The 14931-nt window shown below is 51.9% G+C and carries 15 protein-coding genes, 1 tRNA gene and 1 rRNA gene; 10 read left to right on the forward strand and 7 right to left on the reverse strand.

Annotated elements, in window-relative coordinates; translation table 11 throughout:
* Positions 1 to 132: 132 nt before the first annotated feature.
* From rrf to ACMHXI_RS18730, 3 genes are all read left to right on the forward strand, one after another.
* Positions 133 to 248, forward strand: a 5S ribosomal RNA gene (rrf, locus tag ACMHXI_RS18720).
* A gap of 580 nt (positions 249 to 828) precedes the next feature.
* On the forward strand, positions 829 to 2433 hold the full coding sequence (locus ACMHXI_RS18725) for a DKNYY domain-containing protein (RefSeq protein WP_187575486.1): 1605 nt from the start codon (positions 829 to 831) through the stop codon (positions 2431 to 2433).
* Positions 2434 to 2610: 177 nt separating this feature from the next.
* Positions 2611 to 2687, forward strand: a tRNA-Trp gene (locus tag ACMHXI_RS18730).
* 147 nt (positions 2688 to 2834) lie between these two features.
* Here ACMHXI_RS18730 and ACMHXI_RS18735 read toward each other — a convergent pair.
* A complete protein-coding gene (locus ACMHXI_RS18735) occupies positions 2835 to 4937 on the reverse strand; it encodes a TonB-dependent siderophore receptor (RefSeq protein ID WP_208135457.1) in 2103 nt (700 codons plus the stop codon).
* Positions 4938 to 5062: 125 nt separating this feature from the next.
* Here ACMHXI_RS18735 and ACMHXI_RS18740 point away from each other — a divergent pair, with 125 nt between their 5' ends.
* Together ACMHXI_RS18740 and ACMHXI_RS18745 are read left to right on the forward strand one after the other, a co-directional pair.
* Complete coding sequence (locus tag ACMHXI_RS18740; protein WP_413735790.1) at positions 5063 to 6217, forward strand: PepSY-associated TM helix domain-containing protein; 1155 nt, start codon at positions 5063 to 5065, stop codon at positions 6215 to 6217.
* On the forward strand, positions 6217 to 6687 hold the full coding sequence (locus tag ACMHXI_RS18745; RefSeq protein ID WP_044733879.1) for a hypothetical protein: 471 nt from the start codon (positions 6217 to 6219) through the stop codon (positions 6685 to 6687). The genes ACMHXI_RS18740 and ACMHXI_RS18745 overlap by 1 nt, the downstream gene beginning before the upstream one ends.
* Here ACMHXI_RS18745 and dpsA read toward each other — a convergent pair whose 3' ends face one another.
* The gene (gene dpsA, locus ACMHXI_RS18750; protein ID WP_025009858.1) at positions 6688 to 7158 is read right to left on the reverse strand and encodes a DNA starvation/stationary phase protection protein DpsA; all 471 of its coding nucleotides are present in this window, start codon (positions 7156 to 7158) and stop codon (positions 6688 to 6690) included.
* A 280-nt stretch (positions 7159 to 7438) separates the two neighbouring features.
* On the opposite strand from dpsA, the gene ACMHXI_RS18755 reads away from it, so the two are divergent.
* Together ACMHXI_RS18755 and rimI are read left to right on the forward strand one after the other, a co-directional pair.
* The gene (locus tag ACMHXI_RS18755; protein WP_107111520.1) at positions 7439 to 7774 is read left to right on the forward strand and encodes a DNA polymerase III subunit psi; all 336 of its coding nucleotides are present in this window, start codon (positions 7439 to 7441) and stop codon (positions 7772 to 7774) included.
* Positions 7771 to 8229 (forward strand): ribosomal protein S18-alanine N-acetyltransferase, encoded by a 459-nt coding sequence (gene rimI, locus ACMHXI_RS18760; RefSeq protein WP_413735792.1) that lies wholly within the window; start codon positions 7771 to 7773, stop codon positions 8227 to 8229. Before ACMHXI_RS18755 ends, rimI begins: the two co-directional genes overlap by 4 nt.
* Positions 8230 to 8378: 149 nt before the next feature.
* Here rimI and lipA read toward each other — a convergent pair whose 3' ends face one another.
* The 5 genes from lipA to ACMHXI_RS18785 form a co-directional block, all read right to left on the reverse strand.
* Complete coding sequence (lipA, locus tag ACMHXI_RS18765) at positions 8379 to 9344, reverse strand: lipoyl synthase (RefSeq protein ID WP_028781164.1); 966 nt, start codon at positions 9342 to 9344, stop codon at positions 8379 to 8381.
* Positions 9337 to 9996: a lipoyl(octanoyl) transferase LipB gene (gene lipB, locus ACMHXI_RS18770; RefSeq protein WP_025009862.1), complete on the reverse strand. Its 660-nt coding sequence runs from the start codon at positions 9994 to 9996 to the stop codon at positions 9337 to 9339. The genes lipA and lipB overlap by 8 nt, the downstream gene beginning before the upstream one ends.
* Positions 9997 to 10133: 137 nt before the next feature.
* On the reverse strand, positions 10134 to 10400 hold the full coding sequence (gene ybeD / locus ACMHXI_RS18775) for a DUF493 family protein YbeD (RefSeq protein WP_028781166.1): 267 nt from the start codon (positions 10398 to 10400) through the stop codon (positions 10134 to 10136).
* A gap of 135 nt (positions 10401 to 10535) precedes the next feature.
* Positions 10536 to 12344 carry an aminopeptidase P family protein gene (locus tag ACMHXI_RS18780; RefSeq protein WP_208162020.1) on the reverse strand — a complete coding sequence of 603 codons (1809 nt, stop codon included), beginning with the start codon at positions 12342 to 12344 and terminating at the stop codon, positions 10536 to 10538.
* A gap of 140 nt (positions 12345 to 12484) precedes the next feature.
* Positions 12485 to 12748 carry a hypothetical protein gene (locus ACMHXI_RS18785; RefSeq protein WP_025009864.1) on the reverse strand — a complete coding sequence of 88 codons (264 nt, stop codon included), beginning with the start codon at positions 12746 to 12748 and terminating at the stop codon, positions 12485 to 12487.
* Positions 12749 to 12863: 115 nt separating this feature from the next.
* Here ACMHXI_RS18785 and ACMHXI_RS18790 point away from each other — a divergent pair, with 115 nt between their 5' ends.
* From ACMHXI_RS18790 to ACMHXI_RS18800, 3 genes are all read left to right on the forward strand, one after another.
* A complete protein-coding gene (locus ACMHXI_RS18790; protein ID WP_338402372.1) occupies positions 12864 to 13520 on the forward strand; it encodes an MFS transporter in 657 nt (218 codons plus the stop codon).
* An 11-nt stretch (positions 13521 to 13531) separates the two neighbouring features.
* On the forward strand, positions 13532 to 14053 hold the full coding sequence (locus ACMHXI_RS18795; RefSeq protein ID WP_338402373.1) for an MFS transporter: 522 nt from the start codon (positions 13532 to 13534) through the stop codon (positions 14051 to 14053).
* Between the two features lie 84 nt (positions 14054 to 14137).
* Positions 14138 to 14914 carry an ROK family protein gene (locus ACMHXI_RS18800; RefSeq protein WP_025009865.1) on the forward strand — a complete coding sequence of 259 codons (777 nt, stop codon included), beginning with the start codon at positions 14138 to 14140 and terminating at the stop codon, positions 14912 to 14914.
* The last annotated feature ends 17 nt before the right edge of the window (positions 14915 to 14931 follow it).

Consider the following 14931-nt stretch of genomic DNA (forward strand, 5'->3'; position numbering starts at 1 on the left):
AAAGGTTAATGACGCAGGTAATTGTTTGGCTGACAAAGCCGTGACGAGCGAGCCGCGCAGTGTACTGAAGTACATGAGCAGCGTAGCGAGGAAACAATACCGTCAGACGGACAATTAACCAGTAAGAATATGTCTGGTGACAATAGCATTGTGGTCCCACCTGATCCCATCCCGAACTCAGAAGTGAAACGCAATCGCGCCGATGGTAGTGTGGGGTCTCCCCATGTGAGAGTAGGTCATCGCCAGACGCCTAACAAACAGAAAAGCCCTAGCATTTAGCTAGGGCTTTTCTGTTTGTCTCGCTTCCAGCGAGAACGACTTAACATGCAGCCCAAAGCTGCTTACGCAGTGCGGGCCCCTCAGCTCGCAGCCAAGCTGCTTCGCGCTACAGCCATCTATCAAGCTGTGCTTGATGAGCAGATGTCTTTCGCCCCCATGTGAGATGGTGCTGTGGAGATATTGAGAATAGATTGACCCGCTTGTCTGGGCAGATTTATCCAGTCTCTGGAGCACAAAGACTTCACCCAACCGGTATCCTCAATAAAGGTACTCGAGGCTTAAGTAAAGAAGCCACCTGAACAAGGTGGCTTTTTTGCGTTTGGAACCTGTGAATTTTGCATTAATCCAGCTCTAGATGTCTGGCGCTGTATGGTGATGACTCACCTATCTTGCTAACCTATCATCGTTCACCTTTCCATTATTCCCTCAATTACTATTTGATGCCGCTTGGATGACAGTTACCGGACTCCCAGGAAATGAATCGATCACAGCTTGTGCTTCTTTTGGGGTTGTTTATGATCTTGGGATTGCCAGAAAAAGGAGTCAGGCATGAAGCAGACCAATTCCCAAAAGAAACTCACGGTTGAACGCTTGCTGAGAGTCGATAGCACTGAGGCTAATCTATACCGGGGGGAAGAGAACATCTTTTTCTTAGCGGATGATAAGGGTTGCCTGTTGCCGATTAAAGATAAGGAAGGAGCCACTATCTATGGCATAGATACTAAGGCTTTTGCCCATCTTGGCGGCCACTTCTACGGCGATAAGACTCATCTCTATATACGTCCTGAGCGCAGCGGTCGCTGGGGTGTCTTTCCTCTGGTCCACGGTCACTTGAGAATATTGAATGAATGGTATGCATTTGATGAGCGCTATCTTTACTCCGGGATGTTTGGCGCTCGTAGGCGTATTGAGGGGGAACTCAGGATACCTCCGGGAAAGGGATACTATGCTGTCGATAGTAAACATGCCTACATAAATTCGACCAGAATAAACAATAGCTGCGCTGTCAGTTTCATCGGCCTGGAGTGCGATTATGCCCGAGATGCGAGTCAGGTGTATTTTCGTGGCAAGGCCATTGAAGGCGCTGACCCTGATAGTTTTCTGAGCTTTAACTTCAACGAACGCACGGGATTAGGCTTCGATGCCATCGACAAATACAGGGGCTACAATCTGGGGAAGGCCGACTTGAATAGTGCGGAGATAAAAGATCTTCAACTTTTCTTCAGTCTCTATCCGGGAAGTGAAAAGACATACTCCTGGCTGTTAAACAGCAAAAGCAGTACCGACGAAACGGAACCCAGCTGGCAGTTTTTGGGTGATGGTTTTGCCGTTACTGAGCAGGCGGTTTATTTCACGCTACCGCCTTTTGCCTTGGCGGGAGAAAGTCTGCAAGGAAACCATGCAGGACGACTGCAGGATAAGGACAAGTATCAATGCTTGACTGAACTGGCACCGGGCAAGTTCCAATATTTACAGCAGGGTTATTATCTGTATGACTGCCAACTCTACTGGCGAGACCTTGAAGACAGGTACCATTTTTGTGCGTTAAAGCTCAGTAAGGTCAATACCGCGACGTTTACTTGTATTGGTGGTGAGTATTTCACTGATGGGAGCAAAGTCATCTGTCGTGGCAAGATATTGAAAGGTGTTCAGCCAGACGTTGTACAGCTTTACTCTGAATACCTATTGAGTGACGGCCTGTCGCTCTATTATCGGGGCAAGAAATTGAGTCGTGTGATGCTGGAGAACTTTGAATACCTCGGACACCATTATTTCAGTATTGCAGGACAGCTTTATCGTCATGACCGCGAGTTGAAAAACGCCAAGTCTCAATCGGTTTACCAAAGCAATTGCCGCTTTATCTCCGCTGAGTGTCTTGCCCTGAATAATGGCAGGGTGATTTATCGTAATCTTTTGCAAAACAAACAATTGGATGGTGCAAGTTTGGTAGTTTTCAATCACTACTTTGCCAAGGATGGTAATCATGTATATTGCATCGACTGGAATGACAGGTTTCATGTAATAGCTGAGGCTGATCCGAAAACCTTTCAAGCTCCAGATTTCAGACAAGATGTTAAGTTGCAGCAAAAAGGGCATGATAAGCAACGGACTTTTGATTGGCGGCAGTTGTTACCTGAGCCCGAATATTCCTGAGTCTTTGGCTTATGTTCTGGGCTGGTTCGCTGTTTACGGCTGCTTGGTTTTGTCTAGAGAAAACCCTGGATGCCCACCACGGCTTGGCTTTGCCTGAAAAAGCTGCAATCAGAGGTGTTTGTGCCAAAAAGTCCTTTACCTTTAGGAAGGCTTTTTGCATAATGCCCCTCGTTCCACAGGGGTGTAGTTCCAATTGGTAGAACAGCGGTCTCCAAAACCGACGGTTGCGGGTTCGAGTCCTGCCACCCCTGCCACATTCCAGACGGCCTGCATAGCAATATGCGGGCCGTTTTCCTTTATGGCTGCATTCAAAGTTTCTCTGTTCTCGATATAAAAACAGCAGCCCTACAGGCTGCTGTTTGAGCTACCACTTTGCTTACTGAACCATGAGCAAGCAGGGATTACCAGGTGTAGTTGATACTCAGCTCCAGGCTTCTCGGTTCACCAAAGAAACCCTGGTTGTAAAAGTCGATGCTGGAATAATACTTCTTGTCGAACAGGTTCCGGACATTTAACCTGGCAACTAGATTGTCCTGTATTTGATAGCTGGCCATCAGATTAGCCAGGAAATAGCTATCCTGCCTGGAAGAAGCTTTGTTAGGGCCTACCTGGTCTTTGTAGGTTTTACTTTGCCAGCTGATGTTGCCTCCCAGAGTCAGATCGCTCAGCGCCCCGTCGAAGTGATACAGGCTGGAAATACGCAGCAGATGCTTGGGCAAATGAGTCCCGAAGGGGCTGCCATCGGCCTTTTCTGATTCGCTATAGGTATAGCTGAAGAACACGTCCAAGTCGTCGCTGGGGTGGCCGCTAAGCTCCAATTCAAAACCTTTATTGTTGGTGCCTTTCACCGCTCGTTGAGGGAAGCTGCCATCCGGTAGCGGTGGTTGCCCGGGATCGGCTTCGGCGACATTATCTTTTTGCACCTTGAATACCGCCAGGCTTGCTGTCAGCGCTTCGTTGAAGAAGTCCCCCTTGGCCCCCAACTCTATGTTGTCGCCTGTGACGGGATCCAGGTACTGGTTATTAACGTCTTTGGCATTCTGGGGTTGAAAGATTTCGGTATAGCTGGCGTAAAGCGACAGGGTATCGTTGAGCTTGTATACCAGTCCGGCGTAAGGCGTGAAAACATCATCATGTTTATAATCCTTGTTGTCCTGGTTTACCTCCATTTCATATTTACTCAATCTGGCACCCAAGATAAGAGTGACATCGTCATGCAGAGATAATTGGCTAGCCAGATAGGCACCCTGCTGGGTTTCGGTCGATTCGCTGCGCTGGGGAGTTTGTGTGTAGGTGGGTTCATTGATGCTGCCATCCCACTCAAAGAAATTACCCACTTGCAGAGTGTCGCTGCTGTAATATGAATCGGCGTCCACTTCCTGTTTGGAATAGAGCAGACCTGCAGTCAACCTGTGGCTACGACCAAAGAGTTCGAAGGGACCCGAAACAAACAGCCTGGCTGCATCTTGATCGCGCCAGGATTGGTAAATCATGGGAAGAGCCCCCATTCCCAGGCCGGTTGTTTTATCGGGATAACCGGACAAGTACAGCAGATGGCCATCCATTTCATCTTCTCTGTGCTCCAAGTCGATTCTCAGATCCCAGTCGCTATCGAAGCTGTGCTCAACTGAAGCGAAAACATTGGTGCCTTCCCGTTCCCAACGGGACCAGGATGCGGCAGTGGTACTGGAGGTGGACAGATCGTCTGCCAGGCTCCCATCGGCATAAAACAGTGGTAACCCACCCCAAGTTGAGCCTTTGGGATCGCGTTTACTATGATCGGCTCCGATCAACAGTTTGGTTTGGTCACTGAGAGCGGCGCTGAACACAGCATAGAGTTGTAGATTTTGCTCTTCCGAGAGATTAACGTAGCTTTCTTTATCCTCGTAGGCTGCAGCAACCCGCGCCTGGTACTTACCATCCTGGTCCAGATCAAATGAGCCGTCACCCTCGACTCGATAACTATTCCAGGAGCCTAGCTTGGCACTCAGATAACCTGATGGATAGGCCTTGGGGCGTTTGCGGATCAGGTTGATGGCGGCCGAGGGTTCACCTGCACCTGTCAGGAGCCCTGTGGCACCACGGACTATCTCCACTCGGTCAAAGATGATGGTATCTGTAACCGCATCGTTGAAGAAGCTGCTGTAGTTGACCGGCACCCCATCAAACTGAAAGTTGGTGATAGGATTGCCTCTGGCATTGAAAAAGTAACGATTGGTTTCAGCCTGCTGGGCATAGATCCCTGGGCTAAGGGTCATGATCTCGGCAATATTATTCAAAGAGAAACTCTGAATAAATTCCTGATCTATGATGGACACAGATTGCGGCGTTTCCCTGAGTGTCAGTGGCAGTCCAGTTGCCGTGGCAGCCTTGTCCAGGCGACTGCCCTTGATCTGTATTACTTCAATATCGCTTGAGTCTGTTGTGGTTTCCTGGTCCTTTGCGTATGCCTGCGGTACCAGACTGATGCCCGCCAACAGGCTGGCAGTGACGACTCTGTGCATATTTCCCCTCTCAATATGATGGCTTGTGTTAGCTGAACTTGGTTTTTCTGTAGTTATTATTGCGATATTGATAATGATTTCTATTGTATTTACAATTCAGCTTTATTTTTTAGCCATGAGAAACTATGCCGAAGATAAGTAATCGCATGTGGTTCCTGTTTCACGGATGGTGTTCATTGCCTATCTGGTTGCTGTTCTGCTTCGTATGTTTGACCGGGACAGTGGCTGTTTTGAGCCATGAGATTACCTGGCTGACGAATCCCGCGGCCAGGGCATTGAATCCGGATGCTTTACCGGAAAAGAGCGTTGCCGAGTTGGTGGAGAATGTGCAGCGTGCTTACCCTGATGCCGATGTCAGCAATGTGATGCTGTTTGAGCCTTATCTGGTGAATGCCGTGGTGTTCTCCGATGTCGACAAGCCCTTTGCTATCGCTTATGTGAACCAGTACAGCGGAGAGATCCAGGAGGTGAACAGTGGTATTACCTTCATAGGATTTATGCGCTCATTGCATGGTTGGTTGCTGTTTCCCTGGCAAAACGGTTTTAGTGTCGGGTATTACCTGGTCAGTGGTTTATCACTATTGATGTTGGGGTCTGTGATATCCGGGATGGTTATATACAAGCGTTTCTGGCGTAGTTTCTTCAGCCCCAAATTAAGATTCAACCAAGGTAAGAGAACCCTGGTGACAGATTTGCATCGCCTGCTGGGTGTCTGGTCTATCTGGTTTATTGTCCTGATGAGTCTTACCGGTCTTTGGTATCTGGCACAAGGAATAATGTGGCATGCCGATGTCGATATCGAGCCCCACACGCCTCTGGTTGATATCGCCGATGTGCCAATGGGCGAAGCCAGACCTCAGCCCTCTTTGAGTCTTAAACAGGCTCTGTTACAGGCCAAAGAGCAGTTTCCCGACTTTCATCCCAGTTATATCAGTTTGCCGGAGCACAACCGGGACCTCTATCGTTTGCAGGGCAGTGGCGATTTCCTGTTTTATGACCAGTATGCCTACGGACTGGAACTGGATCCCTGGAGCGGCGCAATCGTCAGTAGCAAGTCACCACAAACCATGACCCCATTGCAAACTATGATGCATATTGCCGATCCCTTGCATTACGGCACTTTGGCTGGCGTTTGGACCAAGATAATATGGTTCCTGTTTGGCTTATTACTCAGTGGTATGTCTATCACCGGATTTATGATCTGGAGCAGTCGCATATTCAAGGCGAGCAGGCGTCAACAAGAGGTGCCATTAGTGGCAGAGCAACAGGAGAGTTATTGATGAAGAAACGGCTTTCTTTTTGGCAGCGCAATAAATTCAAGCTCAACGGAGTGTTGTTATTGCTGCCCATCTGGTTTCTCTATCGCTCCTTGACGCCTGAATTACCTGTGAGCTGGTCATCAGTAAGTGCCGGGCCGTTCGAGGTAGAGGCCACTCCGGCCGATATGGCGCCGGCTTATCTGCACCATGGTGAATATGTGAAGGACTTTGCCCTGAGGTTTATTGCAGGAGAAGTGAGTGATATTCGCCAGGGATACCTGAATATTGGTCCTGAGCCACTGGCGCTGGAGGTGTTGCAGCAAGGTGAGAGTGGCATCTTGCACGGAAGTCGCCACGGCCAACATGTACACGCCATAGCTCCGGCCGCGTTTGGCGCGGCCGATAAGTTATGGCTAACTCTCGAAGACTGGCACGGACGGTGTTATGTCGCTCATTGGCCTTTGCCGTCGGCTTGGGTGTTAGTGCAGTAATTACTGCACTAACAAGCTGCGAAGCATCCAGGCGGTCTTTTCATGTAACTGAATACGCTGGGTCAGCAGATCTGCCGTTGCTTCGTCATTGGCCTGGTTCACCAGAGGGTAGAGTGCCCGGGCGTTTCGAATAATGATCTCCTGGCCTTCCAGCAGTTCCTCAAGCATCTGTTTGGCATCTGTGATGCCTGAGTCTTCTTTTATTTCGGTCTGAGCGGCGTAGGCGCTGTAGGATCCCAAGGCTCTTTCACCCAGGGCTCTGACCCGCTCTGCTATGACATCCACCGCGGCAGCCAATTCGGTGTACTGCTCTTCAAACAGTTGGTGTAGGCTGGTGAACATGGGACCTGTCACGTTCCAGTGGAAGCTGTGAGTCTTAAGATAAAGGCTGTAGGTGTCAGCAAGTAAGCGATTCAAACCGTTGGCTATTTCCAGGCGATCGGCTTGGTTGATCCCGATATTGATATTCATAATATAACCTCCGTAAATGATCTGTTTTCTATATTACTCCGGAGGCTAATTAGTTAAAGTGGATAAAGTAGATGTCTGCAATCGATTTTGTTTAAGTAAATTGCCGGGGGATTTGCTCTCAGGTCACAGACAGTTGCTGAGCAAGCTGGTATTCTAAAGCGCTTAACTTGGAAGCTCTGTTGCGGGTTTCTTTCAGTCATTTTTTGCCCTTCTTGTTCGTCCCTCGGCTATGGGTTTTGGGCGACATTTTCAAACTGCGTTAAAGCGGAGCGCAATCACCATGAATAAATATCTGCACGCCATGGGAATAGAGCTGTGGCGCAGTAGACAAGACTCTCCCTCCCAGGTGCCTTTCATGCTGTTGGTGCCTGATGCTGACGAGAGCGTATTGCAACATCCTCTGGTGCTCAAGGTGTTGACGTTATTGGGACTGGAGGCCGGGCAGTGCAGCGTCGGTAATCGGCCTGTGGCTGGGCAAGAGGTGATATGGAATATGTTCCCTGAACCTGTTGAAGGGGCCTGGCTGAATTCATCGCAGCCGGCGCAATTAATGTCAGGCAGTGAGGGCAAGCGCGGCCTATGGCAACAGATTTGGCACAGGTTGGAGGCGAAGTGACAGAGGTTATTGCAATCAGAGCCTTGGAGGCCGATGACCTCGACGAGATGATGAAAATTGAACAACTGGCCCATGAGTTTCCCTGGAGTGAGGCGACTCTGGGCAGTTGCTTTGGCCGTTTTTACCGGGCTCTGGGGTTATATCTAGGACCGGAGCTTCAAGGCTTTTGCTTGCTGCAGGTCTTGTTCGAGGAAGCGACCCTGATGAATATCTGTATCGCTCCTGCCGCACAAGGTCAGGGGGTGGGGCGGCAATTATTACAGGCGGCAATCGAGCTGCTTAAAGAGACTGGTGTGGAGAGATTATTGCTGGAAGTCAGGGTGGGTAATGCCGCGGCTATCGCCTTGTACCGGCGCCTGGGCTTTATTGAGACCGGCTCCAGGGCCGATTACTATCAGGCCAAAGAGGGCCGGGAAGATGCTCTGTTGATGGAGTTGTCTCTTCACTCATCTTAGTCTCTTGGTTCTTCTTCGCTCATCCCGGCTAATATGGACAGAGACTGCTATGTCAGAGCCTTTGCCGCTAATCTTTAGGCCCATCATTGTACCTATGAATAGAAAAACAGCGCCTTTGGGCGCTGTTTCTTTAGGTGCTTGGGCTTGGTCTATTTGACCTCTTTCCCCTGGGCCTGAAGGTCTGCATGGTAGCTTGAGCGAACCAGCGGGCCACAGGCGGCGTGGGTAAAGCCAAGTTCGGTTGCCAGGTTGTGGAAGTCGTCAAACTCCTTGGGAGTCACGTAACGCTCCACCGGCAAGTGGAACTTGGATGGCTGCAGATACTGGCCCAGAGTCAGCATGTTGACATTGTGAGCGCGCAGATCTCTGAGCACCTGTTCAATCTCTTCATTGCTTTCACCCAGTCCGAGCATGATCCCCGACTTGGTCGGGATATCCGGATGGCGTTCTTTAAAGCGTTTGAGCAGATCCAATGACCACTGATAGTTGGCACCGGGACGGGCCTTACGATAGTGAGCCGGAGCCGTTTCCAGGTTGTGGTTGAATACATCCGGTGGCTCGGTCGCCAGAATATCCAGTGCCTGATCGATACGGCCGCGGAAGTCAGGCACCAATATCTCTATCTTGATCTCAGGGTTGAGTTTGCGGATCTCACGGATACAGTCGGCGAAGTGCTGGGCGCCGCCGTCACGCAGATCGTCACGATCCACAGAGGTGATCACCACATACTTGAGCTTCATATCCCTGATGGTCTGTGCCAGCTTGAGTGGCTCTTCGGCGTCAGGCTTGAGTGGACGGCCATGGGCTACGTCACAGAAGGGACAACGCCGGGTACAAATGGCGCCGAGGATCATAAAGGTGGCAGTACCATGGTTGAAGCACTCGGCCAGGTTCGGGCAGGAGGCTTCTTCACACACTGAGTGCAAACCATTTTTACGCAGTGCCTGTTTGATATCCAGGATCCGCTGATTGGAAGATGGCAGCTTAACCCGCAACCAATCGGGCTTGCGCAGCATGGTGTCGCGCTCTGATGGCACAACTTTGACCGGTATTCGGGCGACCTTTTCGGCGTCCCGCAATTTCACACCGGGCTGTAATCTTTCTGGCCTATTCATATGACTCTGCTAATCCTTGGTGATGCACTGTTTGCTCATAGCCCAAACGTTGGCTAAAAGTTTCAATCAGGTGTTGGCCTGCCTCCTCGACACTCTGGGGGCCACCGAGTGCTTTGCACTGGGCCATTTCGAGTCCGGCATAACCACAGGGGTTGATACGACGAAAAGGGGCGAGATCCATGTCGACATTCAGCGCCAAGCCGTGGAATGAGCATCCCTTACGGATCCTCAGCCCCAAAGAGGCGATTTTACGCTCCTCGACATAGACACCCGGCGCATCGGCCTTGGCGTAGGCTGGAATATCGAAGCGCTTGAGCAGCTCCACCAGGCTTTGTTCTATGTCGGTAACCAGCTGTCTTACCCCAAGCTTGCGCCGTTTGATGTTGATAAGAGGGTAGGCGACCAACTGCCCCGGGCCATGGTAAGTTACCTGGCCACCGCGATCCACCTGGATCACCGGGATATCGCCGGTGTTGAGTAGATGCTCACTCTTACCGGCCTGGCCTTGGGTGAAAACCGGTGGATGCTCCACCAGCCAGAGTTCATCTGGGCTGTGTTCGTCACGGGTGTCGGTATAGTGCTGCATGGCATGCCATACAGTCTCATAATCCATGTTACCCAAGTGGCGGATATGCAATGTATTGTCTGGCAAGGGCAACGTCTCCCCCTCTGTTTGAGATGATACCAATCAGTATCAAGCTGTGCTCACTCTTTGATACCGGCAGGTATTATACGCTTCGGCAGGTAAAATGTAATCCAGATCACACTTTCTCTGCCGAGTGCCAGGTATCAGAGTACTCGGCGAACGCCTTCAATAGCGGCAAGTTCAGTGTACAAGGTTTCGATATGTTCCTTGCTGGTCACTCTCACATTTATAGTCACCGAGATATAGGTGCCTTTGCTGGAGGCCTTGGTGGTGGGGCTGTAATCGCCGGGGGCGTGCTTCTGGACGACTTCGACTACGCGGTCGGCCAGGGTATCGCTGGCATCGCCAACCACTTTAAATGGGAAGGAGGTTGGAAACTCCAGATACTGATCAAAGGTGGTACTTATCATGGGATTGAGATTCTCATGGCAAAATAATAACGGCTATATGGCGGCTATTATATCCCAATTCAAGGGGCGGATCTTCTCGCGAATAGCTCAGAGAGTTTGACAAAGGGCGCCGGCCATTGACGGCGCCCTTGGGCGTTACAGCGGCGAGGTGGCCTGTTCGAGCCAGGCCAGTGATTCGCCACTCATCAGCGGTGACAGGGTCTGATAAACGCGGCTGTGATAGTCATTGAACCAATTGAGCTCAGCTTCAGTAAGCAGACTCTTGTTTATCAAGCGTTTATCCATGGGGATCAGAGTCAGAGCGTCGAACTCGAATATCTCCCGCTCGGCCCCTTTGAGCGCTTCACAGGGGCGTACTTCCACCAGGTTTTCCAGACGGATACCGAAGGCATCTGTACGGTAATAGCCGGGCTCGTTGGAAAGCACCATTCCGGGCAGCAAGGGGATGGCATTGAGGTTCTTGCCTATTCTTTGTGGGCCTTCATGAACGCTGAGGAAGTGGCCAACACCATGGCCCGTGCCGTGGTCGTAGTCAAAACCGTGCTGCCACAAGTATTGACGGGCGAAGGCATCCAGTTGTTGTCCCGTAGTGCCCCGTGGGAAGCGGGCCTGATCCAGGGCGATATGCCCCTTGAGCACCAAGGTCACCATCTTTTTCTGCTCGGCGCTGACTTCACCTATGGCTATGGTGCGGGTAACGTCCGTGGTGCCGTCCAAATACTGGGCGCCAGAGTCCACCAGATAGATGCTGTTCATCTCCATCATGGCCGGAGTGCCGTTGAGATGGTTATAGTGGCACATGGCCGCATTGCCGCCGGTGGCGGAAATAGTGTCAAAGCTTGGCTCGCGGTAGAGCGGATCCTCAAGGCGATAGCTCTCGAGCTTATCCGCCAGAGTGCCTTCATCATAGAGTCGGCCAGCAGCCACTTCGGCATCCAGCCAAGCCAGGAAACGGCTCACGGCAACGCCGTCACGGATATGGCTGGCGCGCATTCCCTGCAGTTCGGCACTGTTTTTACAGGCCTTGGGTAGTGCCACAGGATCGAGTCCGGCGATCAGTTTGGCGCCAGCGGCTTTGGCCTGTAATTGGCTGAAGGCGTTGGCATTATTGGGATCGGCTAAAAGCTTTCTGCCTTCAAGCGCTTGCAACGCTTCGGCGAGCTCCGACTCGGCGCGGAAGCTGACACCGGCCCCTACGTGGGCTTCAATCCCCTGGGGTAATTTGGCAAGCTCGGTAAACAGTGTCATCTCACCATTGGCTTCCAGCAGGGCACAGCCCAGTACCACGGGCAACCTGGGCACGTCCTGACCGCGGATATTGAGTAACCAGCAGAAGGAGTCCAGCGCCGCTATCAGCGCTACATCGGCCCCGGCCTTTTTCACCAGGGCGCCGATTTCACTGCGCTTCTGTTCGCTGCTCTTGCCGGCAGACTCGGCATTGAAGAGGATAATGGGCTTGTTTTCCGGCACGGGTCTGCCTTGCCAGTGCAAATCCACCGGGTTGTCGTCAAGCGCCACCAGTGTCATACCCGCCTTGCTCAGTGTGGCTTCGGCATCTTGCTGCCAGGCCAGGGTATGCAACCTGGGATCGTAGCCAATGCGGCAACCGGCCGGCAGCTTTTCCGCCAACCATTGTGCCTGGGGCATATCTGTCAGGCTCTCATAACTGAACAGGGTCGAGTCCACCTGTTGCCTCACCTGCACTGTGTAGCGACCATCAGTAAAAATGGCGGCGCTGTCCTTCATCACAATCGCCATCCCCGCCGAGCCGGTAAAGTCGGTCAGCCAATGCAAACGCTCGTTGTGCGCCGGCACATACTCGCCGAGATACTCGTCGGCACGGGGCTGGATAAAGGCATCGAGTTGGTGTTTGGCCATTTCGCTGCGCACGGCATTAAGCCGTGATGCGATATGGGGGCTCTTGGGCGATTGTGATTGCAACATAGGGGCTCCGCTGATGGTCGGCTTGGGTACCCTTGGCCGACCTTGTCTTTATGAGTGATAGCGGATTATGGCAAGCCCTGAAGTCGCTTCGCAAGGGTGGGCATGTTGAAAAAACTTTAACTGCTGTAAAGGGGGCCAAGTTAATTGCTGCCAAACAGAGTCGCTATGCCGACCAAAAAGGAGCTAACCAGAGTAGCCATCACTCCCTTGCTGACATCTTCACTGCGTACTCTGTCATCGCTTGGTTGTTGATCCCGCGCCAGCTTTTCATTGCGCTGCTCGACATTGTCGGCCACGTTGTCATAGAGATCCTGAGAAGGAGAGTATGGCTGGTTGCTGCAGCCTGCTCCGATGCCCAGAAGCAAGGTCAACAGTAGCACTCTGATACAGTTTCGCTTTCCCACAGTGTTCTTCCTTGAATGAAAATGTTAAAACTGATTGGCTTAGGTTAACTCTATGTATGTTTGTTGACCTGTTCAAGGTTTTTATCTGTCTCGACTTTTATTCAAGGATGCCTTTATGCCGCTAAATGTTTGGGTGTTGATGTTGGCGCAGGCCTTTGCCATGAGTGCCACACCTATCATGGTATTGCTCGGAGGCATCATAGGGGCAGAGCTGAGCCCGGTTCCCTCGCTGTCGACACTGCCTATCGCCATGATGGTAGTCGGAGTCGCTGTAGCGATTGTGCCCATCAATATCTTGATGCAGCGTTTGGGTCGGCGACGGGTATTTATCGGTGGCGCCCTGCTGACCAGTGTGGCCGGCGCTATGGCGGCGCTTAGTGTTTGGTATGCCCAGTTCTGGGGATTTTGTGGCAGTGGTCTGCTGCTCGGATGCGGCGGCGCCATTATTCAGCAATACCGTTTTGCCGCCATGGAGTCAGTGGCGCCGACTCTGTCTGCCAAGGCAGCCAGCCGGGTGTTGCTTGGTGGTTTACTCGCCGCCTTCCTCGGGCCAGAACTGGCCTTGCTGGCCAAGGATATTTTGCCGGTAACCTACACAGGTGCATTTTTGATGGTGACTCTGGTCGGTGTGCTGGCGTTGGCCTGCCTGCTGTTTTATCAAGATGAAGACCCAGAGCTCAAAGCCTCCAAGGTTGAGAGTATGGATATTCGGCCATTGCCAATTATTTTGCGTCAAAGCCGACTCTGGTTGCCTGCGGCGCCGCAGTTATAGGCTACGCCTTGATGAGTTTTATCATGACGGCGACCCCGGTACATATGCATCACATAGAGCATCACAGCCTGGAGGATACCAAGTGGGTGATCCAGAGTCATGTGATTGCCATGTATCTGCCCTCGCTGATAAGTGGCTACCTGATAGCCCGCTTGGGTCACACCCGCATCATGTTGGCCGGGCTGGCGCTTTACTGCCTGACCTTGGCTCTGGCGCTGGCGGGGCGTGACCTGCTCAACTATTGGAGTGCGCTGGTGATGTTGGGTGTGGGTTGGAACTTCCTGTTTGTTGCCGGCACTTCGCTGCTGCCTGGCTGTTATCGCCCCGAAGAGAGATTCACTGTGCAGTCTTTCAACGATTCTCTGGTATTTGGCTCTCAAGCATTGGCGTCTCTGGGGGCCGGCTGGGTCATTTATCAGCTCGGCTGGCAATTGCTGCTGGTGATCTGTATTCCCGCCATTGCGACCCAACTTATCCTGATAGCATGGTGGAAGTTAAGTAAAAGCAAAGCGTTACAAATAACAGAACCTTGATGATTAGGTGCGGTGCCGGCAGCACTGTGCTAACATCTTAGGCCGTCTACCGCCTCTGGCGGTACGGTAAAAAGGGGTTTATTGATGTCGACATTAACGATCGAAGTGGGGACTGAAACCGCGCTGTTTCAGCTGCGGCAAGGGGAAACAACAGAACAATATAAAATCCCCACCGGAGAGAGTTTCACCATAGCAGATCTCAATCGGCAATTGGCTGAACTTGAATCTGATTATGGGCTTGCAAACTACCGTCTGGCTCTGGCCTTCCCCGGCATGGTGCGAGACAACCAACTAATATCCTGTCGTGCCTTGCCGGCGCTGGTGGGGCTCAACCCGGAAAAACTCAGCAGCCGTGGTGAACTGGTGGCTATCAGCAATGATATCCACGCCGGTCTGCACGCCATTGCCAGCGTAAAACACCAGTGCGAACTCTTGGTGATGTGTGGCACAGGGATCGGCATGTCACTGGCGCTCAACGGCCGGGTGTTCAGTGGTGCCAATGGCCTGGCCGGTGAGCTTGGGGCTTGCCGGGTGATGACGGAGTCGGGGGAATTCAGCCTCGAACAGTTGGCCAGTGGCGAGTCGGTGCGGCGTCGACGCTTGCGCAACCCGGTAGAACTCTACCGCGCCGGGGCCTATCTGGGAATGGGCATTGCCTGGGCGGTCAATCTACTCAACCCGCAAAAACTCTGGCTCGCCGGTAACATGTTGGCCAATGCCGACTACTACAAGGGCTGTGTCAGCGGTGTTAAAGACTTGGCGGTTCCTGCCACTGTCAGTCAGTGTCAGATAAGTCGGGTCGACGATATGGAGACCTTGGTCTGCCGTGGTCTGCAAGTAATGCTGATGCAACAGGCCTGATAGTCTGATTCAAGGGG

Origin of the sequence: Shewanella sp. BJSY2023SW005, assembly GCF_047314585.1 — a bacterium.
GTDB classification, from domain to species: Bacteria; Pseudomonadota; Gammaproteobacteria; order Enterobacterales; family Shewanellaceae; genus Shewanella; species Shewanella algae.